Annotated in this window: 20 protein-coding genes; 13 read left to right on the top strand and 7 right to left on the bottom strand. The window is 71.2% G+C overall.

Annotation, left to right across the window (positions count from 1 at the left end; genetic code table 11):
• Positions 1–52: 52 nt before the first annotated feature.
• Positions 53–1,375: an MFS transporter gene (locus AB8Z75_RS02600; RefSeq protein ID WP_369199692.1), complete on the bottom strand. Its 1,323-nt coding sequence runs from the start codon at positions 1,373–1,375 to the stop codon at positions 53–55.
• Positions 1,372–3,069, bottom strand: coding sequence for an amidohydrolase (locus tag AB8Z75_RS02595; RefSeq protein WP_369199691.1), 1,698 nt, complete (start codon positions 3,067–3,069; stop codon positions 1,372–1,374). Before AB8Z75_RS02595 ends, AB8Z75_RS02600 begins: the two co-directional genes overlap by 4 nt.
• A 224-nt stretch (positions 3,070–3,293) precedes the next feature.
• Between AB8Z75_RS02595 and AB8Z75_RS02590 the strand changes: the two genes are divergently transcribed.
• Positions 3,294–4,199 (top strand): Lrp/AsnC family transcriptional regulator, encoded by a 906-nt coding sequence (locus tag AB8Z75_RS02590; RefSeq protein ID WP_369199690.1) that lies wholly within the window; start codon positions 3,294–3,296, stop codon positions 4,197–4,199.
• 208 nt (positions 4,200–4,407) lie between these two features.
• Here the strand turns inward: AB8Z75_RS02590 and AB8Z75_RS02585 are convergent, their stop codons facing one another.
• On the bottom strand, positions 4,408–5,604 hold the full coding sequence (locus AB8Z75_RS02585) for a putative sulfate exporter family transporter (protein WP_369199689.1): 1,197 nt from the start codon (positions 5,602–5,604) through the stop codon (positions 4,408–4,410).
• A 149-nt stretch (positions 5,605–5,753) separates the two neighbouring features.
• Here AB8Z75_RS02585 and AB8Z75_RS02580 point away from each other — a divergent pair, with 149 nt between their 5' ends.
• Positions 5,754–6,704 carry a LysR family transcriptional regulator gene (locus AB8Z75_RS02580; RefSeq protein WP_369199716.1) on the top strand — a complete coding sequence of 317 codons (951 nt, stop codon included), beginning with the start codon at positions 5,754–5,756 and terminating at the stop codon, positions 6,702–6,704.
• 30 nt (positions 6,705–6,734) lie between these two features.
• On the opposite strand, the gene AB8Z75_RS02575 is transcribed toward AB8Z75_RS02580, so the two are convergent.
• Positions 6,735–7,646: a MerR family transcriptional regulator gene (locus tag AB8Z75_RS02575; RefSeq protein WP_369199688.1), complete on the bottom strand. Its 912-nt coding sequence runs from the start codon at positions 7,644–7,646 to the stop codon at positions 6,735–6,737.
• A 247-nt stretch (positions 7,647–7,893) separates the two neighbouring features.
• Between AB8Z75_RS02575 and AB8Z75_RS02570 the strand changes: the two genes are divergently transcribed.
• The 3 genes from AB8Z75_RS02570 (at position 7,894) to AB8Z75_RS02560 (ending at position 9,779) form a co-directional block, all read left to right on the top strand.
• On the top strand, positions 7,894–8,400 hold the full coding sequence (locus AB8Z75_RS02570) for a metallophosphoesterase (RefSeq protein ID WP_369199687.1): 507 nt from the start codon (positions 7,894–7,896) through the stop codon (positions 8,398–8,400).
• A gap of 139 nt (positions 8,401–8,539) precedes the next feature.
• Positions 8,540–9,340 carry a helix-turn-helix domain-containing protein gene (locus AB8Z75_RS02565; protein WP_369199686.1) on the top strand — a complete coding sequence of 267 codons (801 nt, stop codon included), beginning with the start codon at positions 8,540–8,542 and terminating at the stop codon, positions 9,338–9,340.
• A gap of 10 nt (positions 9,341–9,350) precedes the next feature.
• Positions 9,351–9,779: a nuclear transport factor 2 family protein gene (locus tag AB8Z75_RS02560; RefSeq protein WP_369199685.1), complete on the top strand. Its 429-nt coding sequence runs from the start codon at positions 9,351–9,353 to the stop codon at positions 9,777–9,779.
• 127 nt (positions 9,780–9,906) lie between these two features.
• On the opposite strand, the gene AB8Z75_RS02555 is transcribed toward AB8Z75_RS02560, so the two are convergent.
• Positions 9,907–10,563, bottom strand: coding sequence for a trimeric intracellular cation channel family protein (locus AB8Z75_RS02555; protein ID WP_369199684.1), 657 nt, complete (start codon positions 10,561–10,563; stop codon positions 9,907–9,909).
• A 429-nt stretch (positions 10,564–10,992) separates the two neighbouring features.
• Here AB8Z75_RS02555 and AB8Z75_RS02550 point away from each other — a divergent pair, with 429 nt between their 5' ends.
• The 6 genes from AB8Z75_RS02550 (at position 10,993) to AB8Z75_RS02525 (ending at position 18,761) form a co-directional block, all read left to right on the top strand.
• On the top strand, positions 10,993–12,201 hold the full coding sequence (locus AB8Z75_RS02550; RefSeq protein ID WP_369199683.1) for an AAA family ATPase: 1,209 nt from the start codon (positions 10,993–10,995) through the stop codon (positions 12,199–12,201).
• A 20-nt stretch (positions 12,202–12,221) separates the two neighbouring features.
• Positions 12,222–13,832 carry a VWA domain-containing protein gene (locus tag AB8Z75_RS02545; protein ID WP_369199715.1) on the top strand — a complete coding sequence of 537 codons (1,611 nt, stop codon included), beginning with the start codon at positions 12,222–12,224 and terminating at the stop codon, positions 13,830–13,832.
• Positions 13,833–14,000: 168 nt separating this feature from the next.
• A complete protein-coding gene (locus AB8Z75_RS02540) occupies positions 14,001–14,861 on the top strand; it encodes an ABC transporter ATP-binding protein (protein WP_369199682.1) in 861 nt (286 codons plus the stop codon).
• Positions 14,858–15,832 (top strand): iron-siderophore ABC transporter substrate-binding protein, encoded by a 975-nt coding sequence (locus AB8Z75_RS02535; RefSeq protein ID WP_369199681.1) that lies wholly within the window; start codon positions 14,858–14,860, stop codon positions 15,830–15,832. Before AB8Z75_RS02540 ends, AB8Z75_RS02535 begins: the two co-directional genes overlap by 4 nt.
• Before the next feature lie 4 nt (positions 15,833–15,836).
• A complete protein-coding gene (locus tag AB8Z75_RS02530; RefSeq protein ID WP_369199680.1) occupies positions 15,837–17,906 on the top strand; it encodes an iron ABC transporter permease in 2,070 nt (689 codons plus the stop codon).
• A gap of 279 nt (positions 17,907–18,185) precedes the next feature.
• Complete coding sequence (locus AB8Z75_RS02525) at positions 18,186–18,761, top strand: MSMEG_1061 family FMN-dependent PPOX-type flavoprotein (RefSeq protein WP_369199714.1); 576 nt, start codon at positions 18,186–18,188, stop codon at positions 18,759–18,761.
• 3 nt (positions 18,762–18,764) lie between these two features.
• On the opposite strand, the gene AB8Z75_RS02520 is transcribed toward AB8Z75_RS02525, so the two are convergent.
• Positions 18,765–19,187, bottom strand: a complete 423-nt coding sequence (locus AB8Z75_RS02520) for a VOC family protein (RefSeq protein WP_369199679.1) — start codon at positions 19,185–19,187, stop codon at positions 18,765–18,767.
• A gap of 245 nt (positions 19,188–19,432) precedes the next feature.
• Between AB8Z75_RS02520 and AB8Z75_RS02515 the strand changes: the two genes are divergently transcribed.
• Both AB8Z75_RS02515 and AB8Z75_RS02510 read left to right on the top strand, forming a co-directional pair.
• Entirely contained in the window at positions 19,433–20,884 is a 1,452-nt protein-coding gene (locus AB8Z75_RS02515; RefSeq protein WP_369199678.1) for an MFS transporter, read from the top strand.
• Positions 20,885–21,180: 296 nt separating this feature from the next.
• On the top strand, positions 21,181–21,768 hold the full coding sequence (locus AB8Z75_RS02510; RefSeq protein WP_369199677.1) for a hypothetical protein: 588 nt from the start codon (positions 21,181–21,183) through the stop codon (positions 21,766–21,768).
• A gap of 143 nt (positions 21,769–21,911) precedes the next feature.
• Here AB8Z75_RS02510 and AB8Z75_RS02505 read toward each other — a convergent pair whose 3' ends face one another.
• On the bottom strand, positions 21,912–22,667 hold the full coding sequence (locus tag AB8Z75_RS02505; RefSeq protein ID WP_369199676.1) for an SDR family NAD(P)-dependent oxidoreductase: 756 nt from the start codon (positions 22,665–22,667) through the stop codon (positions 21,912–21,914).
• Positions 22,668–22,693 lie beyond the last annotated feature (26 nt).

Genomic DNA, 22,693 nt, shown 5'->3' with positions numbered 1-22,693 from the left:
AGCGAGAGGAAGTCCCGGGCCGCCAGCGGGCCGGACATGTGACGGAACGCTCCTACGTCGCGGTGCCGGCCGGCGTCGTCGGCGCCGGAGTGTCCGCGGGTATGGCCGCGTCGGTGTGCTGCGGTGCCTTCAGCAGGCACGTGATGCTCAGCGCGCACATCGCGACGAGCAGCACGATGACCGGGACGATGCTGTCGGTCGCCTGGAACATCAGCGTCGAGGCCACGGGCGAGAGCCCGCCGAACAGCGCGCCTGCCACCTGGTAGGTCACCGAGATGCTGGTGTACCGCGCGTGGGGCCGGAACATCTGGGCCAGCACCGCGGCCACGGGACCGTACGTCGCCGCCATGAACAGCCGCATCGCCGCGAAGACCAGGAAGATCAGCACGGTCGAGTCCGAGGAGACCACCAGGAACTGCGGTGTGGCCAGCACGGCCACCGCGGCCAGGCCCCAGATGACGACCCGGACGCGCCCGACCTTGTCGCCCAGCCACGCGACGCCCAGTGTGGCGACGAGTTCGACGACGGCAGCGACACTGAGCGCGTTGAGTACCACCGTCTCCGAGAGCCCCACCGCGGGGTCGGTGGCGTACGCGGTGATGAACGTGGTCACCAGGTAGTAGCCGCCCACCGCGATCGGGAGCGTGCCGATGCCCAGCAGGATGGGTTTCCAGTTCGTCTTGAGTGCGTATGTGAGCGGCAGGCCCTCGTCCGGTTCGGGCTCCGCCTCGAACACCGGTGACTCCTCGACCTTGAGCCGGATGAGGATGCCGATGACGATGAGCACCGCCGAGAGCAGGAACGGCACGCGCCACGCCCACTCCTGGAGCGCGTTGTCGCCGAACGTGGACAGCACGCTGAACAGGCCGGTGGACAGGAGGGCCCCTGCCGGATTGCCGAGCTGGGCGAAGCCGCCGTAGAAGGTCTTCTTGTCCTCCGGCGCGTGCTCGACGGCCATCAGGACGGCACCGCCCCATTCGCCGCCGACCGCGATGCCCTGCACGAAGCGGAGCAGGACGAGCAGGACGGGGGCGAGCACGCCGACGCCGGCATACGTGGGCAGCAGGCCGACGAGGAACGTCGCGGCGCCCATCATGGTGAGCGTGATCACGAGGGCGCTGCGCCTGCCGAACCGGTCGCCGATGTGGCCGAAGACGATACCGCCGAGCGGCCGGGCGAAGAATCCGACCGCGTACGTGGCGAAGGCGGCGGCGATACCGGTGAGCCGGTCGGTTCCCTCGGGGAAGAAGACGCTGCCGAAGACGAGGGAGGCGGCGGTGGCGTAGACGTAGAAGTCGTACCACTCGATGGTGGTGCCGACGAACGCGGCGATGCCCGCCTTGCGCGCCTTGCGGGATTGGGCGTGTTGCGTCACGGCTGCCCCTCGGTCGACGTGGGTGTGGTGGAGTGCTGGAGCGCGCCGTCTCCCCACGTCTGGAGGACGTCGATCGCGGCGATGGATCCGGGGTCGACGGTGAGCGGGTCGCCGCCCAGAACGGTGAAGTCGGCGAGCTTGCCCGGGGTGAGGCTGCCGAGTTCGTGCTCGCGGCCCAGGGTGCGGGCCCCGCCGAGCGTGTGCGCGGCGAGCGCGTCGGCCGCCGGGATCCGCAGGGAGGCGTCGCCCAGCCGGTGCCCGCGCCGGGTGACGCGGGTGACTGCCGCCTGGATCGCCTCCAGCGGTTTCGGCTCGGCGACCGGCGCGTCGGAGCTGAGCGTCACGGGCACCCCCGCCTCCAGGAACTCCCCGAGCGGGTTGAACCGCTCGCCAGGGGTGCCGATCGCCTCGGTGACGCCTTCGCCCCAGTTGTAGTAGTGCTGGGTCTGGTTGACCGGGTGGATGCCCAACCGGTGCATGCGCGCGATCTGTGCGGGGGTCGGCAGTCCGCAGTGCTCGATCCGGTGCCGCGCCTCGGACCGGGGGTGGCGCTCGGTCGCGGCCTCGACGGCGTCGAGCACCATCTCTATCGCGTCGGGTGACTGGGCGTGGGTGGCCGTCTGGAGCCCCACCGCATGAGCCCTGGCGATGAGTTCCCGGTACGCCTCGGGTTCGTGGTAGAGCTGCCCGGTGCGGCAGGGGTCGCCGACGTAGCCGTCGGGGAAGTACGCCGTCCAGCCGCCCAGGGTGCCGTCGGCGTAGAACTTGATGCCCGCGAAGGAGAGCCGGGCGTTGCCGAACGCGCCGTGCATGCCTGTGTCGATCACGTGGTCCAGCAGGTGGCTCAGCAGATACATGCCGACGCGGGTGCGCAGCTCGCCGGCGTCGGCCAACCGCAGGTAGGTGTCGAACTCGCGGCGGGTCACCTGGCAGTCGCCGATCGTCGTCACGCCGCCGGCGAGGAACCGCTCCTGGGCGGTGCGCAGTTGCCGCAGGTGTTCCTCCGGTTCGTCACCGAGGTGGAAGTTCGGTCCGTGGCGGCCGATCTTCACGCCGCCGACGCCGGTGAGGATGTTGCAGGCGGCGTCGGAGACCTCGCCGGTCAGCTCCCCGTCTGCGTCGCGGAAGAACGTGCCGCCCTCCGGGTCCGGGGTCTCGCGGGAGACACCGTGCCGGGCCAGGGTGGCGCTGTTGACGACGCCGCCGTGTCCGCTGGCGTTCATCAGGTACACGTCGCGATCGGTGCTGACCTGGTCGAGCTCCTCCTTGGTGGGGTGTCGGCGCTCGGCGAGGTTGCGGTGCTCGTAGCCGTAGCCGCGCACCGGCCGTCCGGGTGGCAGGGTGCCGGCCGCCGCGCGCAGCAGGGCGATGATGCCGGGGATGTCGGCCGCCTTGTCGGGCCCGCAGTCGACCCAGCTCATCATCTGGCCGTACATCAGGGGGTGGGCGTGCGGATCCACGAAGCCCGGCACCACGACGGCGCCGCCGAGGTCCACCTCCTCGGTCGTGCGGCCGAACCGCGCCGCCGCGGCTCGGCACTCCTCGAGTGTGCCGACGGCGCCGAACCGGTTGCCGTGCACGAGGAACGCCTCGGCCCCGTCGGTGAGCGGGTCCACGGTCCGCAGGGTGGCGCCGGTGAACAGAGTGGTGGTCGCGTCCAGGACTGACGTCTCCTGGTGGCGCAGCGTGCGCATGGGTGTCCTCGTGCGGGTGTCGGGGGCTTGTCGATTGTCGGCACCGTAAGACCGCCCCCCGCCCGCAGCAATGCCATGTACGCTGCTCCGCGCGCGTGTCGCCGCGTTTCTGTCGGCCTCCGGCTCTGATATGCGGCTGATCAGCTCCCCATGCTCACGTCGACCGTAAACTTGTTCTTTCGGAAGCACGGAATCACTCTGTAAAGATTGGGTCTCGGACACGCATGAACGAGGATCTGGACGCCATGCTCATCGCCGCGCTCCAGCAGGACGGCAGGGCGAGCTACAGCGAGCTGGCCGCCCGGGTGGGCGCGCCGAGGACGGCGGTCTCGACGCGGGTGCAGGCGCTGCTCACCTCGGGCGCCGTGGAGATCGCGGCCGTGGCGCATCCCCAGCTTCTCGGGCTCACCTCGCTCGCCCACGTCTCCGTCGCCGTGTCGGGGCCCGCCGACGACGTGGTCGGCGCGCTGTGCGCGACGGACGCCTCGGTCTTCGTCTCCGCCGTCAGCGGCGCCTACGATCTCGTCGCGGAGCTGCGCGTCTCCAGCGACCGCGAGCTGTACGACGCCCTCGCCCACCTCCGCGCGCAGCCTCGGGTACGGGCGGTCAACACGCTCCTCTACACCGACGTCGTCACGTCGGTCTTCATGCCGCAAGGACCGCTCCGCGGCGACGTGCACGTCAACGCCACCGACCTGCGGCTCATCGAACTGCTGGAGCGCGACGGCCGCATGCCGTTCGTCGAACTGGCCCGCCGCGTCGGCATGTCACCGAGCGCCGCCCGCGCCCGGGTCAGCCGGCTCGTCGGCAACCGCGCCCTGCACGTCGCCGCCGTGGTACGGCGCGGCTCGGGCAGCGGCAGGCCCGCACTCGGCGCGGGCCTGAATCTGGGCGGGGACGACGAGCACGTCACCGAGTTCCTCGCCGCCCTGCCCGGGGTCGAGTTCGTCGCCCGTACCGTGGGCCGCTTCGACCTGGTGTTCACCCTCGGCGCCGACTCGACCACACGCCTGCACCACGTCACGGAGCAGATCAAGGCACTCGACGAGGTGCGCGGCCTGACCACGTGGGCGCACCTGGAGGTGTTCAAGGAGCACTACTCGCGGGGCATCGCGCGGACGCAGACGTAAGGGCACGTGTGCTTCCGGGGCCGCCGCCCGCTGGGCCCGCGCCTCGGCCCGACGCCCCCTCTCGTTCGGCTCGCCGGGGAGGGGGTGGTGGTGACCGTCTCGGCGGGCAGAGCGCTGCTGCGTACTCCGCCACCGCCGAAGACGGCCGTCTCCGCTCCGGGGCCGACGTCCTGCCGACGCGGTGCCGGGAGCCGCTGTGCCACCCCGTTCAGAAGTGACCGAGCAGGTACTGCAAGGCCAGGCTGGTCGCGGACACCACCAGCCACAGCAGGCCGCCGAGCAGCAGCGGGGCGGGGCCGGCGCGCCGCAGCTTGGCCGGTTCGGTGGACAGGCCGATGGCGGAGAGTGCCACCGTGATGAGGAAGACGGCGAGTGTGCTGAGCGGCTCGTGCGCCGCGTGGGGCACGAGCCCCGCGGTGTTGATCGCGGCCAGGGCGATGAAGCCGACCAGGAACCAGGGGATGAGACGGCCGAACCGGACCCGCCGGGGCTCGGGCCTGCCCGACTCGGCCGAGCCCGCGGTGGCCGCCGCGCGGCGGCGGACCAGTGCGGCCAGCCCCAGGCAGATGGGGATGATGAGCAGGGTGCGGGCCAGCTTCACGACGACGGCGTAGTTCGCCGCGGGGCCGCCGTAGGTGGTGGCGGCGGCGACCACGGAGGACATGTCGTTGACCGCGGTACCGGCGAAGAGCCCGAAGGCGTGCTGGCTCATGTCCAGCAGGTGACCGAGGAAGGGGAAGGTCAGGACCGCGGCGACGTTGAAGACGAAGATGGTGGAGACCGCGTAGGCCACCTCCGCCTCCATCGCTCCGATGACCGGCGTCACCGCCGCGATGGCCGAGGCGCCGCAGATCCCGGTGCCGACCCCGATCAGGGTGCGCAGATCACGGACGATTCCCAGGCGCCGCCCGATCCAGTACGCCGCGGCCAGGCAGGCCGCGAGGGTCACCAGCATCACCGGAAGCGACCCCAGTCCCACCTTCATGATCTGTCCCAGTGACAGCTGCGCGCCCAGCACCACGACTGCGGTCTGCAGCAGGCCGCGACCGGCGAACGCGATGCCCGGCCGCAGCACGGCCCCAGGCCGGACCGCCACCGCCACCAGTACGCCCAGCACGATGCCGCTCACCGGCCCGCCGACGACCGGCATGAGCCTGCCCACCCCAGTGGCCACCGCCGCGATGGACACGGCGAGGGCCAGCCCGGGGAGACGGGAGAGGACCACGGTGCCCACACTCCGGGTGGAGGGGGGCTTCGCGGCCGACGCGTCGGCGGGCGAGGCCGTGTCCTGGGCGGCGGTCGTGGACCCGGCTGGGGCCGCGTCCTGAGCGGCGGTCGTGGAGCCGGATGGGGCCGGTGTCGGTGAGCCGTGGGCGGGGGGAGAGGCGTCGCTGTCATCAGTCATGATCCACACTCTCCGGGCCGGGGCGGCCCCGCTGTAGCCCCCGATCGCACAGCAGCTCATAGTGCAACGCTATGAGCGCGACATACGCTGTCGCTGTGACAGCTGATTCCGCGGAACCTCCCTCCAGCCCCGCGTCCGGCGCGGCGCCGATGCCCTCCCGCACCCCTGACCTGGAGTCGCTGCGGCTGCTCGTGCTCGTCGCCGAGCTGGGCAGTCTCGGTCGGGCCGCCGAGCGGCTCCGGATCGCGCAGCCGTCGGCGAGCCGCCGCCTGTCCACCCTGGAGCGGGCGCTCGGGCTGGTGCTGGTCGACCGCACGCGCCGAGGTTCGCGGCTCACGGCCTCGGGCCAGATCGTCGCGGGTCACGCCCGGCGTGTCCTGGACGAGGTGGAGGCCCTGCTCACCGGTTCCGACGCGCTGCGCAACCGGCGGGAGGCCGAACTCCGGGTGGCGGCGAGCCTGACGATCGCCGAGTACCTGCTGCCCGCCTGGATCAGCGAGCTGCGAAGCCGCAGGCCAGAGCTGTACATAGGGCTTCAGGTCACCAACAGCGAGCACGTTCCCGGTCTGGTCGAATCGGGTGAAGCCGACGTCGGCTTCGTCGAGGGACCGCATCTGTCGCAGGTGATGTCGACGCGGCAGGTCGCCGAGGACCGGTTGGTCGTCGTGGTCGACCCCGGCCATCCGTGGGCCCGCCGCCGTCAGCCGCTGGCCGCGCGGGAGCTGTCCACCACGCCACTGGTGCTGCGCGAGAGAGGGTCCGGCACCCGCCAGACGCTCGACCGCGCGCTGCACCTGGCCGGGTACGGCCGCGCCCGCGCGCTGCTGGAGCTGGGCTCGACGGCCGCCGTCCGGGGCGCGGTGATCGCCGGCACAGGGCCCGCGGTGCTGAGCGAGCTCGCCGTGCGCGGAGACGTCGCCGAGGAGCGTCTGGTCGGGATCGAGGTGGCCGGGGTGGAGCTCACGCGTGCACTGCGTGCGGTCTGGCCGATGGGAAGGCGGCTGGTGGGGCCGGCGGCAGAGCTGGTGGCGGTGGCCCGGGGGGACGGTCGCTCGGAGCGGGCCCGCCCTAGGTCGCGGAAGGGCAGCGGCGGGCGCTGATCGGCCTTGTGTGCGGCACGGCCACGGTGCCTAGGTGGCGGGTGCGTCTTGGGCGGATAGTTCTTCCGCGAGTTCCATGCAGCGCAGGCGCGCTGGGGAGAAGTCGTAGGGCATCTTGCCGGTGGCTTCGAACACGCTCATGGAGTCAGCCTCCCGCCTGCCAGAGCCGAAGCCGCCCTCGCCCTCGCCGTCATCGGCGGTGGCAGGGTGCAAGGTGTCCCAGGCGTCGAAGAGGGCGTCGTCGTCCTGGTCCAGGCCGGATTCCTCGATGACGGCCTGCAGGGCGCTTTCGAAGGCGTGCCGCTCGACGGCCACTTGGGCCACCCGTGGATCATCGACGGCGACACTGTCATCGAGTGCCTCCTCGGCGTCATCGATACGGTCGGAAACCTCCCGCAGAGCGGGATGCGTGGCCAGGACGACGAAGCGGGTGGCCTGGACGGCCGCGCCGAGCGGGCCGAAGATCCGCTCAGTGACCAGCAGACTGTCCAGGTCCGCCTGGCGCAGGGAGCCCTCGGGCAGGCTCTTGAGACGTTCGGTGACGACCTCGGAGAGCAGGCCCATCCGGCTGCCTTCGGTGCGCATCCGCTGCACGGCCATCCGTTGCCGCCGCAGTTCCGCCTCCTGCTCGGCGAGGGTTTCCTCCAACCGCTCCAGGATGCCCGCGATGTGGTCTCCGCTGTCCGCACCGGCACAAGCCGTGCCGGTGGTCAGGGCGTCTCGGATGTCGTCCAGGGCGATCCCGGCGTCGGCCATCTTGCGAATCCACAGCAAGCGGATCATGTCCTCGTACCCGTAGCGGCGGCGGTCATCGCCGCCCCGCTCAGGCTCGGGGAGCAGGCCGATCTCGTGGTAATGGCGAATCGCCCGCGGCGTGCTGCCGACGAAGGCCGCCGCGTCGCCGATCTTGACCTGACGGGGTGGCACGAAAGACGCATGCATGAGCAGAGACCTTTCCTCAAGGCATCGGGACGTGAGTCCACCGGACCACATGCCGCTACGGAAGGTGCAACCCCCCGGAATGTCCGCACTCAACCGGGCAAGAGACCGCACGCGGCTGCATCCGGGGATGACCGCCACCCGAGAGTACGTAGGGGAGGCCGTCGGCCGCGCAACTGAGGCGGGCGCAACACGCGCTCGGGGTCGCGCGGCGCCACGCAAGCACCCTCCCGTCCGCTACGGTCGCAGGGTGCGACTCCTGCTCATGTCCGACACCCATCTGCCCAAGCGCGCCAAGCGCCTGCCTGAGCAGCTGCTGGCCGAGGTCCCCCGCGCCGATGTCGTGCTGCACGCGGGCGACTGGGTGGACACGGCCACCCTCGACCTGCTGGAGTCGCGAGCGCGGCGGCTGATCGGGGTGTACGGCAACAACGACGGCCCCGAGCTGCGGGCGCGGCTGCCGGAGGTGGCGTACGCGCAACTGGGAGGCCTGCGCTTCGGTGTCGTCCACGAGACCGGCGCGGCGCAGGGGCGGGAGCATCGCTGCGCCGCCCGCTTCCCCGACCTGGACGTCCTGGTCTTCGGGCACAGCCACATCCCCTGGGACACCACGACAGAAGACGGACGGCTGCGTCTGCTCAACCCGGGCTCGCCGACGGACCGGCGGCGCCAGCCCCACTGCACGTACATGACCGCTCAGGTGAAGGCCGGACGCGTGGCGGGGCTGGAGTTGCACACGCTTCCGCTGCGCCGGTGAAGCAGGCCGCCTCACCGCTTGGCCCGCGAGGCACCCTCCTCCGAGGCGGCATCGCCTGCGTGACGTGCCGCCTCCGTCGTGGCGTCGATTACCTCAGAGGTAATGGCGCCGGACCAGTGACCCGCTTAACGTCTCCCGCATGGCAACCGCAGCGCCCCCACAAGTCGGCCAACTGCTCCGCGAGTGGCGCCGTCGGCGACGACTGAGTCAGCTCGAGCTGTCCCTGCGAGCGGAGACCTCGTCGCGGCACATCAGCTTCGTCGAGACGGGCCGCTCCCGGCCCAGCAGCGTCATGGTGCTGCGCCTGGCCGAGGAACTGGACATACCGCTGCGCATGCGCAACCAACTCCTGCTGGCCGCTGGTCACGCCCCGGTGTACACGGAGAGTCCGCTCGACTCGCCGCGTATGGTCGCCGTGCGCAGGGCCGTGCGGCAGGTGTTGGAAGGCCACGAGCCGTACCCGGCGGCCGTGTTCGACCGGGCCTGGAACATCGTGGACAGCAACGCGAGTCTCGCCCTGTTCACCGACAAGGTGGCGCCCGAGCTGCTGAAACCACCGGCCAACGCCCTACGCGTCGCCCTGCACCCGGACGGCCTGGCACCGCACATCGCCAATCTCGGCCAATGGCGGGCCCACCTCATGGGCCGTCTGCGCCGCCAGGTCGCCGCCGGCCTGGAGGGTGCGCTGCGCGAGTTGCACGACGAACTGGCGGCATACCCCTGTCACGAGCCGGAGCCCGACGTCGAGTTCCCCGGACCGGCGGACATCTTCGTGCCACTGCGGCTCCGCCACGACGGTGGCGAACTGACCTTCTTCAGCACCGTCGCCACCTTCGGCACCCCGCTTGAGGTGACGACTGCCGAGTTGGCCATCGAATCGTTCTTCCCGGCGGACGCCGCAACGGCGGCGGCGCTTCGTAGCCCAGCCCCTCCTCAGTGAACGGAGTCTCATGCCCACAGACACGCGCACCGTCGTGGACGAGCTTGTGCGACGCATCGGCCAGGGCGACCCCGAGCGCATCGCCGCGCTGTACGCCGAGCACATCGACTGGAAGCTCAGCTGGCCGGAGCCGGGGCACAGTCGGGCAGCACCTTGCTGGATCCGCGCACGCTCCACCCGAGCTGACGTCGCCGACCACTTCCGCTCACTGGCCGAGGAGCACATACCGGAGCAGGCCGACACCCGGATCGAGCGGACCCTGGTCGACGGAGACAACGCAGTCCTGCTGGGCGAGATCCGCCAAACGGTCCGTGACACCGGCCGCCCCTACCGCGCTCGGTTCGCCCTGCACCTGACGGTGGTGAACGGCCTGATCACCCGCCACCACGTCTACGAGGACAGCCTGGCCGTCTCCGGAGCCTTCGAGCCGCAGGTGTGACACGCTCCCCCTGCTCTTGCCCCTGCCCCCTGCCTCTGCTCCCGCTCCCGCTCCCGCTCCCGCTACGACGACGGTTACGGTTCCAGAGCTCGGCCCGCCCAAGGCGACAAGCCTGGCGTGGGCCGGGCTATGGGCTGTCGCGGGGCGGTTCCCGGCGGCCGGAGGTCTCAGGCGGCTCGGGTACGTTGAGGCGGTAGCGGAGGCCGAGCACACGGATCAGGAAACACGTCATGGCGGCGCCCAGTGCGGCCGGCACACCGTAGACGCCCATCCGGACGGTGGCGACGGTCATGGCGGCGCCCACGAGGGCGGGAACGGCGTACAGACCACTGCGGAGCACCGACGGGATCCGGCGGACGAGCGTGTCACGGATGGTGCCCCCGCCCACCGCGGTGAGCACGCCCAGCAGGACTGCCGGTGCAGGGGCCAGCCCGAATTCCAGGGCTTTGCTCGCGCCGATGACAGCGAACGCGCTCAGCCCGACCGCGTCGAGGATCGTGATCGGTGTCTCCAGACGATGCAGGTGCCTGCTGAGGGCGAAGGCGATCAGGCCGCCGACGGCCGCGAGCGTGTAGTACCGCCAGTCGCGGAGGGTCGCGGGTGGCAGCGAGCCGAGCAGGACATCGCGGATGACACCGCCGCCCAGCGCTGTCATCATGCCGAGAACGATCACTCCGACCACGTCCAGGCGCGCGGCACGCACCGCTGTCAGCGCTCCGTTGAGCCCGAAAGCGAACGTGCCGGTCAGATCCAGGGCGAGCAGGGGCGGAGGTTCGGAACTCATACGGACCGCATACCCCGCCAGAGCGCGCGTCGCGGTGGGTGTACTGCACATGCCGACATCGAATGCAACATTCGGGTGCACACGGGCACTGCGCCCTCAGGGGAACCCGGAGAGCCATGCCGGGAGACACCCCGGCGCGCCGGTCACCCGGTCACGCGGTCACGCGGTCACGCGGTCACGCGGTCACGCGGTCACGCGGCGACAGGCTCGTGGCCTGGCACGGCTTCGCACCGCGTTGTGCGAGCCGGTCGATGCCCACGGCTCCCCCGGTAGCCGAGTTATCTTACTCGGGCAAAGAATCGTTCTTCGATGACCAGCCCGGTGTGACCGCTATCGCCCGCAGCTACCCGTCACTTCGGCGTGGCTCCGGGAGGAGGACTGCCTCGGCGGCCCGGCCGGCAGAGCGGCGTCACAGGCAAGGAGCTGCACATGAGCGCGCGGGACGCGCAGGACGCGCAGGACGCGGCCAAGAGGCTGCGGGCGATCAGCGACGAGTTGTCGGACCGCTTCTACGAGCGCGATGACGTGGTGCGGGCGCTGGTGGTGACGTTGCTGGCCGGGCAGCACTCGTTGGTGCTCGGTCCGCCGGGGACGGCGAAGTCCGAGATGGCCCGGGAGCTCACGGGCAGGATCGAGGGGGCGTCCTACTGGGAGATCCTCCTGTCCAAGTTCACCGCTCCGACGCGGATGTTCGGGCCGATCGACGTCGCCGCGCTGACCCGGGGTGAGTACCGCCAGGTGTACGACGGGCGAGCCACGACCGCACATGTCGCGTTCATCGACGAGATATTCAAGTGCTCCGCGGCGGCGCTGAACGAGACGTTGGGCTACCTGAACGAGCGGATCTACCATCCCGAGAACGGGGGCGCGCCGATCTCCTGCCCGCTGATCGGGGCCATCACGGCGAGCAACGAGCTGCCCAGCGGGGAGGACCTGGCCGCGATCTACGACCGCCTGTTGGTACGGATCGAGGTCGGTTATCTGGCCGATCCCTCGAACTTCGCCGCGCTGGTCCGCTCGGCCGTCGGCCGCCCGGCGGCACCGACCCGCACCACCGTCGAGCTGGCCGCGTTGCAGCAGGCCGTGGCAGAGGCCGTCCCGGCCGTGGACATACCCGATGTGATCGTGGACGCGGTGTGTACGCTGCGGGCCGCCCTGCGCCGCAAGGAGCTCGTCGCTTCCGACCGCCGCTGGCGCCAGTCGGTCGGTCTCCTCCAGGCGTCCGCCTACCTTGACGGCCGCTCGGCGGTCGCGGAGACCGACCTGTCGGTGCTCACCCACGTGCTGTGGGACTCCCCCGCCGAACGCCCGACCGTCGAGCGCGAGGTACTCCAGCTGGTCAACCCGGACGCCAAGGAGGCGCTCGACCTGGCCGACGCCATGGACGAGCTGGAGGCCCAGCTCGACGCCATGGCCGGGCAGTCTCGCGAGGCGCTGAGCGAGTGGGTCATCAAGAAGGCCCACAACAAGCTCGCCACGGCCGGGAGGAGGCTGGAGAAGCTGCGCGAGGAGGCGGCGGGCGCCGGACGCTCCACCGCTGCCATCGACCGGGTCTTCGGGCGTCAGCGTGCCGTCCGCGTCCGCGTTCTCACCGAGGCCCTCGGTATGGATGCGAGCATGGTGCAGTCCCAGCTGTGAGCAGCGGAGAGACAGAGGCGATGGGTGCGGCACCGCACCAACTGAACGAGCTGACCAGCCGGTCCGCGAAGTGGCTGGGGCTGTCCGCCGCCGCTCCGCAGCGGCACAGCGTGGCCCTGGTGGCGGACCGGTTCGACCTGATCGCCTGGCGCGACACCTACGAGCAGTCGGCCGCGCTGCGGGAGCTGGCCGAGGAGCTGGCCGGTCGCTACCACTGCACGACCGATCTTCTGGCCGACGTCTTTCTGGCCGCCTACAAGCTCGACCCGCGGTTGCGCGAGCGCACGGAGATGTCCCCTTCCCGGCTGGTCAACCACCAGATCATCAGCTCGCTGGTGGAGTCGCCGGAGTTCGCGGAGCTGCGCCGGGAGACCTTGGGCGATCCGTACGCCGCCGCCATGGCCGTACTCGCCCAGGCGCCTGCGCTGCGCCGGATGCTGGAGCGCTCCCAGGACGCGCGGACGCGGGCCGAGCATGCGCAGAGGGCCCGGCAGGACGCCGCGAACGCGGCGCAAGCCGTGGCCGAGGCGCTCCGACGGGCCGCCGACGAGGCGGATGAGGACGGCACCGTGCGGGCCCCGGCCGCCGACGCCGTGCACGAGGCGATCAACACTGCCGAGGCCGCCGCGCGGCGGGCCGCCCAGGACACCGCCGTCGCCGCCGCGGCGGCGGTCCCCGGTACCCGTTCCGACGCGCGGAGCGCGGTGGCTCAGGCCGCCGCCGCGGTGCGGGAGGAAGCCGCGCTGATGCGGGCGTGGGGCGTCGGCCTGGGCGAGCTCGAGCGGATGCCGTTCGACCAGCGCGCCCGCCTCGCCGACCGGCTGCGTACCAGCCGTCTCGCGCAGTGGGCCGAGCTGATCGGGCGTTTCCGGCAGATGGCCGAGGGTGAACGTGCCCGCAAGGTGGAGAACGCCACCGGTCAGCTGGTCGGCGTCACGCTCGGCGACGACCTCTCCCGCGTCGTTCCCTCCGAGTTGGCCCACCTCGGCGTGGCCGAGCTGCGCGCGGTGTTCGCCGCGCGCTACGCCGCCGGGGAGCTGATGCTCTACGACAGCCAGGGCGAGGAGGCCACCGGCCAGGGCGCCGTCATCGCGTGCGTGGACACCTCGCACTCCATGTACGAGGCGGGGCCCGGCGGAGTCACCCGGGAGGCGTGGGCCAAGGCCTGCGCCCTGGCGCTGCTGGACCAGGCCCGCCATGCCGAGCGGGACTTCGTCGGCATCCTGTTCTCCGCCGCCGACAAGTTCCGGGTCTTCCGCTTCCCGGCCGGCCGGCCCGCCGGCATCGCGCAGGTGCTCGACTTCGCGGAGGCCTTCCTCGGTGGCGGCACCAGCTACCAGACGCCGCTGACAGCAGCCAGTGAACTGCTGGAGGAGGAGTACAACGACTCCGCCCGCAAGCGCGGCGACATCGTCATGCTCACCGACGACGAGTGCGACGTCACGGAGGAATGGATGCGCGGCTGGAACGGCGCCAAGCGCCTGCTGGGTTTCCGTACCTTCGGGCTGGCCATCGGCGCACCGCGCGCCGCCGAAGCCGGTTCGGTCCTGGAGGCCCTGTGCGACAACCTCCGTTCCATCGAGGACCTCACCGACGTCCACGCCGCCGCCGACCTCTTCCGCGTGATCTGACGCCCGCGTGATCTGACTTCCGCGTGATCTGACGCCCGGGTGGTCTGACGCCCGGGTGGTCTGGCTTCTGCCTGATCCGACCCGGCGCTCTCCCCTGTTCTCCCGGGCCTGAGGGGCGTCCGGCAGCCCACCGACGACGACTTACTTAGGTTAGGCTAACCTACCTACATGAGCGTTGGTGAGCACGCCGCCGCTGCCCCGCGTCTGCGCGGGCACGGCCTGGCAGCCGAAAGTGTGACCGTGGCGTACGACGACGTCGATGTCGTACACGAGGCCGCCCTCACACTCCGGCCAGGCGAGATCACCGCGCTCGTCGGCCCGAACGGGAGTGGGAAGTCGACACTGTTGCGCACCCTCGCGCGCCTGCAGCGCGCACGCAGCGGCACGCTCACCCTCGACGGGGAAACCGACGGCCTGGCCCTCACCTCGCGCGCGTTCGCACGCCGCGTGGCGCTGCTCACGCAGGGCCGCCCCACGCCCGGCGGCCTCACCGTCCGCGACCTCGTCGAGTTCGGCCGCTACCCCCACAGGGGCCGCTGGGGCGGACAGGACCCCGACGGCAGCGCCGCTGTGGAGCGCGCGCTGCGGATGACAGGCGTCGAGGACCTGGCCTGGCGGGGAGCCGAGCACCTGTCGGGTGGCCAGTTGCAGCGCGTATGGCTCGCGAGCTGCCTCGCCCAGCAGACAGGTGTGCTCCTTCTCGACGAGCCGACGACCTATCTCGACCTGAGATACCAAGTCGAACTCCTCGACCTCATCCGGGACCTGGCGGACGAGCACGCGATCTCGGTGGGCGTCGTCCTGCACGACCTCGACCAGGCAGCGGCCGTCGCCGACAGGATCGCCCTGCTCCAGACGGGGCGGATCACCGCCGAAGGCGTCCCCGCCGACGTCCTGACGCCGCGGCGGCTGACCGAGGCCTACGGCATCCGGATCGACGTCGACACCGACCCCCTGACCGGCCGGCTGCGGACCCGCGCGGTCGGCCGGCATCACATGCGAAGTGAAAGGCTCAGCACCACCCCATGAAACGCCCCCTGATCACCGCGTTCGCCGCCACCGTCGCGGCCGTCGTCCTGGCCGGCTGCGGGACGACCGAGACCGCCTCCACCGGCTCGGACGCGACATCCGGCCGCATCGCCCTCACCGACGCGACCGGCACGAAGGTGACCCTCGACGGCCCCGCCAAGAAGGTCGTCGGCACCGAGTGGAACGTCGTCGAGAACCTCGTCTCGCTCGGCGTCGAGCCCGTCGGCGTCGCCGACGTGAAGGGTTACCAGGAGTGGAACTCCGCAGCTGAGCTGAAGAACGACCCCAAGGACATCGGCACGCGCGGCGAGCCGAGCATGGACACGATCGCCTCCCTCGCGCCGGACCTCGTCGTCGCGACCACCGATCTGCCCTCCTCGGCCGTCAAGCAACTACGGAAGATCGCCCCCGTTTTGGAGGTGCGCTCCGCCGACGCGTCCGACCAGCTCGGACAGATGAACGAGAACCTCGACCTCATCGCCGAGGCCACCGGCAAGGAGAGGCGGGCCGACGTCGTAAGGAAGCAGTTCACGGCGAAGCTCACCGCAGGCCGGAAGGCCCTCCGGGACGCCGGTCTCGACGGGACGGCGGTCGCCTTCGCCGACGGTTACGTCACCTCCAACCAGGTCACGATCCGTCCCTACACCCGGCGCTCCCTCATCGGGGCCGTCAACGAGGAACTCGGGCTGAAGAACGCCTGGAAGGCCAAGGGCGACAAGAACTACGGGCTCGGCAGCACGGACGTGGAAGGGCTCACGGGTCTCGGAGACGTCCAGTTCGCCTACATCGCCGGCGAGCAGGACAGCCGCGACCCGTTCGCCAAGGATCTGGCGGCCAACCGGACGTGGAAGTCGCTGCCCTTCGTGAAGGCCGGCGACGTGCACCGGCTGCCGGACGGCATCTGGATGTTCGGCGGCCCCGCGTCGATGGGGGCCTATGCCGACGCCGTCGTCGACGCGCTCGAGAAGTAGCGCCGTGGCCGTCACCGCAACAGCCTCCAGCCCCACCACTGCCGGGACCAAGGCGACCACGACGGGCGCGGTCGCGGTGACGGCCGGGCTCGTGCTCCTCGTCGCTGTCCTCGCCGTCGTCGACCTCACCCAGGGCACCGCCGCCGTCGGCCCGGGTGAGGTGGTCAAGGCACTCACCGGCCGCGCGGGGCACTCGGACACCACCGTCGTCATCGCCTCACGCCTGCCACGGATGGCCGCGGGGCTCCTGGTCGGCGTCGGCCTCGGTGCCGCGGGCGCCGCGCTGCAGGCCGTGAGCCGTAACGTGCTCGCCTCGCCGGACACCCTCGCGGTGAACGCCGGCTCGTATCTGGCCCTCGGGCTGCTGGCGGCGACCGGGGTGTCCATGCCCTTTCTCGCCTCCTCCACGGTGGCCTTCGCCGGTGGTCTCGTAGCGGCCGTCGCCGTGCTGGGGCTGTCAGGATCCGGCACGGGAACCGTCCGACTCGTCCTGGCGGGCAGTGCCCTCGCGCTCGGCGTCGGCTCCGTGACCGAAGGCCTGCTGCTGCTCTTCCCCGAACGGACGGAGGGCCTCTACCAGTGGAGCCACGGCTCCCTCGCCCAGAACGGGGCAGCCGGCGTGGCCCAGATGGCACCGGTCGCCCTGCTGGGGCTCGTCGGACTGCTGCTCGTCGCCCGCCGCGTCGATGTGCTGGCTCTGGGGGACGAGGCCGCTCGGGGGCTCGGCGTACCGGTCCGGACCACCCGCTTCACGGTGGTCGCGCTCGCCGCGCTGCTGTCCGCTGCGGCCGTGACACTCGCCGGACCGATCGGGTTCGTCGGGCTGTGCGCCCCGGCACTCGTACGTCCGCTCGGGCGCCGTTACCGGCCCTTCGCCCGGGCGCGGCTGACCCTCCCCGTGGCCGGTCTGGCTGGCGCCGCGCTCGTGCTCGGCTCGGATGTGCTGCTGCGGGCGGTGGCCGGCGCCGACTCCGCCGTCGCGGTACCGACGGGAGCGGTCACGAGCGTAGTCGGCGCGGTGTTCCTCGTCGCGATGGCCCTGCGGATCCGGGACACAGGCGGCGTGTCCGCGCCCGACAGGCTGCGCATCCCGAGCCGGGCCGATTTCGTGGCGACGGTAATCGTTCTCGTGGCCGTGCTCGTCGGCGTGACGATCGCCGCCGTGCTGCTCGGCGACGCCAAGCTGCTGCTCGGAGACGTCGCCAACTGGGTGCGGGGGCAGGCGGGCCAGGCCACCGGTTTCGTCCTCGACACCCGGGTGCCGCGGGTGCTCGCCGCGCTCCTCGCGGGGGCCGCGTTGGCCCTGGCGGGCACGCTGGTACAGGCCGTGACCCGCAACCCTCTCGCGGAGCCCGGCGTCCTCGGCGTCTCCGGCGGGGCGGCACTCGGCGCCGTCCTCGTCGTCACGACGGTGCACGGCGCCGGCTCGTGGGGCATCGCAGGCGCCGCGTTCGCCGGTGCCTCGGCCACCGCGGCGCTCGTCTTCGGCCTCGCCGCGCGCGGCGGGTTCCAGCGCAACCGTCTCGTCCTGGTGGGCATCGGGGTGTCGTCCGGGACGACCGCGCTCACCAGCCTGTTCATCGTCCTCACCGATCCGTTCAACGCGACGAAGGCGCTCACCTGGCTGTCGGGCTCGACCTACGGGCGCACCGCGACCGACGTGCTGCCTCTCGCCCTCGCCCTCGCCGTCGGCGCGGCCGTGGCGGTCGCACGGCGCAAGGAGCTCGACCTCGTCTCACTCGACGAGGACACCCCCAGGCTGCTGGGCCTCTCCCTCGCGCGGGGCAGGCTCGGTTTTCTCGCGGTCAGCGTGTTGCTGAGCGCGACCGCCGTCGCGGCGGCCGGAACCATCGGCTTCGTGGGCCTCGTGGCACCACACGCGGCACGCGCCCTGGTGGGGCGCCGGCATGTGCGAAGCGTGCCGGTGGCCCTGCTCCTGGGCGCCGTTCTCGTCGCCGTAGCCGACCTGCTGGGCCGTACGGTCATCGCCCCGGCGCAGCTCGGCGCGGGTCTCATGACCGCCGTCGTCGGCACGCCCTACTTCCTCCACCTCCTCGTCCGTAGCCGGAGGTAGGTAGGAACGTGTTGTGTGCTGTGCGCGCCCCACACCCCACACCCCGCGCCCTCCGCTTCCCGGCCCCGACGCGGGCGCGGAGCTACCGGCTCTTGAAGGCAGACGAACCCAGCCACCTGTCCACGACCTGTCCGAGCGGCGCCGCGTCGCCTCGCGCAGCCGCACACCGGGAGTACGTACGTGCCCAGCCCCATACCGGCCACCGACGCCACAGACACCAGCGACGCCGACGACACCAGCGACGCCGACGACACGAGCGATGCGAGCGATGCGAGCGACGTGAACGGCACCGGTAGCGCGGTCGTCGGCGAGCAGCCGCCGGAGACCGCCGACCCCACGGGTTTCGTTCCGGTCGACTCCCCCGAGGACCTGCGCGAACTCCTCGGCCGGCCGCACCCGGTGGTGGTCGACAAGGTGCACAAGCGGCTGACCGACGCCGACCTGGACATGCTGGCGCGTTCGCCGTTCGGCATCCTCGCCACCTCCGACGCGGACGGCAACTGCGACGCCTCGCCCCGAGGCGGTCAGGCAGGTTTCGCCCTGGCCCTGGACCGCGGCACGCTCGCCCTGCCGGACCTCCCCGGCAACCGACGGGGCGACAGCTTCCACAACATCCTGGAGAACCCGCACGTCGGCCTGGTCTTCCTCGTCCCCGGCTCCAGCGAGGTGCTGCGGATCAACGGCCGCGCCCACGTCCTCAAGGACGCCCCGTTCTTCGACGCGATGACCGTCCGGGGCAGGCGCCCCCGGCTCGCGCTGCTGGTCGAGACCGACGAGGTCTACCTGCACTGCCCCCAGTCGCTCAACCGCTCCGAACTCTGGGCGATGCGAAAGCGACCGGCGGGGCGCCGATGACGTTCAGCTCCCGTACTTCTCTCGCATCTCCGCCAGGAACTCAGGTGACGGCGTTCCGGGCGTCGACACGTCGATCACCTGCCCGTTGGGGTCCTCGACCAACATGCTGCGCTGCCCGTAGAAGGTCTCTCGCGGCGGTTCGACGATTCTCGTGCCTGCCGCCACCGCCCGTGCGTACACCGCCTCCACGTCGTCCACCACGAAGGTCAGCACGGCGCCCTGAGGCCTGCCCCGGTAGGCCTCAGGGACCAACTCGTGCTCACGGCGCCAGATCCCCAGTTCATTCAGCGGGTTGTCCGGCGCTTGCAGGTTGACGAACCAGTCGCTGTCGAACACCACGGTGAACCCGAGGAGATCGACGAAGAAGTCCCGCGTTCCGGCCAGATCGTCGGAGAGGATGTTGGCAAAGGCTCGGTTGATGGTCATGAACCCTCCAGATCAGGGGCTTGGCGCAGCGATCACACGCGCACTCTACGGGTGCTGGTTCGGTGCGTCGCGGAAAATCCCACGGCCGTCGCTCTCGCTCTCCTGTCACCGACCGACGACAGCGCCCGGACGGACCGGCGAAGGAGAACTGTGACGCACGTCACGCCCGATTTGCCGGATTACCGGGTCGCCGCGCGCCGCCATGATGCCCGCAAGAAGGACAACACCGGGAGCAGGGAGCGCGAGTGAACAACAGCCGGAGCGTCGGATCGTGGCGGGAACTCGGCAGCCATCTCGGCACCGTTGTGGTGCTGGCCGGTGGCGTTCTCGTCGGCGCCATCACCATCTATCTCGCGGCGAGCCTGCTGCCGACAGCAGTCGCTGACATCGGCGGCGAACGCCTCTACGCGTGGAACATGACCGTGTTCCTGATCGGCCAGGTGGTCGCGACCATGCTCGTGAGCTGGACGCTGGGGAAGAGCGGCGACATCGGGGCCTATCTGTTCGGGTTCGGAGTCTTCGCCGCGGGTTCGGCGCTGTGCGCGGCGAGTCCGGTGATGCCGGTGCTCCTGGTCGGCCGCGGCGTCCAGGGGCTGGGGGCGGGCTTGCTGACCGGCCTGGGGTTCGCTCTGATCCATTCGGCACTCCCGCGACACCTGTGGGTGCGCGGCAGTGCGTTGGTCTCCGCCATGTTCGGCCTGGGCAACTTCGTCGGCCCGGCGCTGGGCGGGCTGTTCGCGCAGTTCGGGACCTGGCGGCCGGCGTTCGTCGTGTTGGCACTCGGCTCGGTGGCACTGGCCGCGGTGGTACCGAAGGGACTTCCGCGCAACGGCCGCGCCGGGGGCGAACCGGTGCCGGTGGCGATCCGATCGTTGCTGCTCGTCATCGGGGCCGCGGGCGCGGTGAGCGTTGCCGGGATCCTTACGGACGCGCGGGCGATGGTGGCTCTTCTGGCCCTGGCACTGGCGCTCGTCTGGGCCTTCGTGCGGAGCGAGAAGCGCACCCATGTGCGCGTACTGCCCCGCCCGGCCTACCAGGCCGATTCGACTCTGCGCTGGGTCTACCTGACCATCGCGCTGCTCGCCTCGGGAGTCGCCGTGGAGACCTTCCTTCCGCTGTTCGGCCAGCGGCTCGGCGGCCTTCCACCGCTGGCAGCCGGGTTCTTCGGTGCCGCTCTTTCGCTGGGCTGGTCCCTCACCCAGGTCGTCAGCTCCTCGGCGCACCGGCCGCGGACCGTGCGCCTGCTGCGGGTGGCCGGCCCCGGGCTGCTCGCAGCAGGGCTCGCCGTCCTCGCCGCGCTGCAGCAGCGCGACGTGTCGCTGCCGGTGGTCCTGGGCTGGCTGCCCGTACTCCTCATCGCCGGGGCCGGTATCGGCATGGCCATGCCCCACCTGTCGGTCGCCGCGATGACCAGTACGACGGACAAGCAGGAAGGCGAGAAAGCCGCCGCGGCGATCGCGACCGTACTGACGATGGCCACCGCGTTCGGTGCGGCACTCGCCGGTCTCCTGGTCAACGTGGGCGGACCCTCGTTGGTCTCCTCCGCGCGGTGGCTTCTTCTCGGCTTCGCTTCGCTGTCCGCTCTGGGAATGCTCACGGCGCTGCGCACCGAGCACAGCGGCGTGCGGTCGGACGAGGCGCCCAGGCGGGACGGGGTGGAGACCGCTGTCGAGCCAGGAGGCCCCCTTGAGGGCTGAGCGGGGCGTCACCGTTCAGCCGTAGGAGTCTCCGTCCGTTCGGTGTAGCGCTCGCGACCACGCCGGACGGGCGGCGGCACCTGCCCTCTCCTGCCCCGGTCGGAGCTTCCAGATCACATTGAGGCGGTGGAGGAGCGAGGCGCTGGGAAGGGGTTGTTCTCCTGCGAAGAGGCGGTGCTGAACAAATCGACGGGTGCTGTGATCGGAAGCGAACGAGGGGGACGAAGCGTCCTTGCCGAGGAAGAGTCCGTCTCCCGAAGGGAAGCCCCGGTCGCCCGCGTGGTCGAAGGAGAACGATGTTTCCGTTGCGGTTGCTGTTCGCGCTGTGCGCCGCACCGTTGATCGTGGCCGCCTTCGTCGGTGTCGTCTGGCTGTCCCTACGCGTCCACCCGCTGTACCTGCTGCTCGGCTTGGTCTGTGCCGGGCTCGCGCTGGCGCTCGGCTGCCGCGTCCACGGTCATTTCGTGGACAAGGGGTCTGCTCCCCTCGCGTTCACCATGGGCCTCGTCCTGGTCGCCACCGTTCTCGCCGGCTATGTGGTGGCGTTCAACTCGGTCGCTCCACGGCACACGTGCACCGTGACCGAGGAACGCACCTGGAAGCGGTACAGCCCCGGCGGGTACACGACCTACACCTACCGTCGACTGGCGTGCGCTGACGGCCGGACCGACTCCTTGGGGAGCCAACTGACGGCTCGAGAGGGAAAGGACTCCACCGACCGGCAGGAGCACACGCGGCTGTTGGTGGCCTACGACCCGAACGGCCGGCTGCCCTCCTTGGCTCTCGACGACCAGTTCTGGTGGGTTCTGTGGGCAAGCTTCGGCATGGCACTGGTGATCGCGGTCCACGCGGGCGTCGTCATCGCCGAACAGCGCCGCCGGTGAGCCGGAGGCCCCGCCCGCCGAAGGCCGGTTCCGCCGCGCGGCGTCCTCGGCGCGGCGTCCTCGGCGATGACGACCCAGCCGGGCCGACCTCGACGCGGAACCGCCCGTCGCCCTGGTCGACGCGGTGGGCGCGGGCAGTGCGGTCAGCGCAGCTTGACGGAGCCTCCGTCGGCCATGACGGTCTGCCCGGTCATGTACTGGGCGTCGTCGCTCGCGAGGAAGGCCACGATGGGGGCGACGTCACGGTCAGGGTCGCCGAAGCGCCCCAGGGGCACGGCGGCGGCGGACTGCGCGTACTGCTCAGGACGCGCTTCGGCCCACTTGGCCACACCGGCTGTCAGAGCCATCGGGCAGACCACGTTGACGCGGATGTTGAGCGACGCCCACTCGTTCGCCGCGACGCGGCTCAGGCCGCGGATGGCCTCCTTCGCCGCCGCGTAGGAGGCCTGGTTGGGCTGGCCGTTGAGTCCGGCACCGGATCCGAAGTTGATGACGGAAGCGTTGCCGGTCTTCCTCAGCTCGGGCACAGCGGCGAGCATGAAGTTGCGGGTGGCGTACAGGCCGGTGTCCATCGCGAGGTTCCAGTCGTCGTCCGTCTGCTCCTCGAACGGCTTCTGCCGGGACACACTCGCGTTGTTCACCAGCACGTCGAGGGAGCCGAAGCGCTCCACCGCGGTCGCCACGGCCGTGTCCGCGACGGCCCGGTCCGAGACGTCACCGCGCAGGAAGGCGACGGCGTCGCCCAGTTCGGCGGCGAGCGCGTGCCCGGCCTCCTCCTGCAAGTCGACGACCACGACACGGGCCCCTCGTTCGACGAAGAGTCTGGTGATGGCGCCGCCGATTCCCGAAGCGCCCCCGGTGACGATGGCTGACTTGCCCTGCAAGGTCTGAGGACTCATGGCGGGTTTCCCTTCCTGGGTGGGTG

The sequence above is a fragment of the Streptomyces sp. PU-14G genome, from assembly GCF_041028275.1.
In the GTDB taxonomy this organism is placed as follows: domain Bacteria; phylum Actinomycetota; class Actinomycetes; order Streptomycetales; family Streptomycetaceae; genus Streptomyces.
The sequence above is the reverse complement of the archived record's forward strand: the minus strand, read 5'-3'. Positions and strand labels throughout refer to the sequence as shown.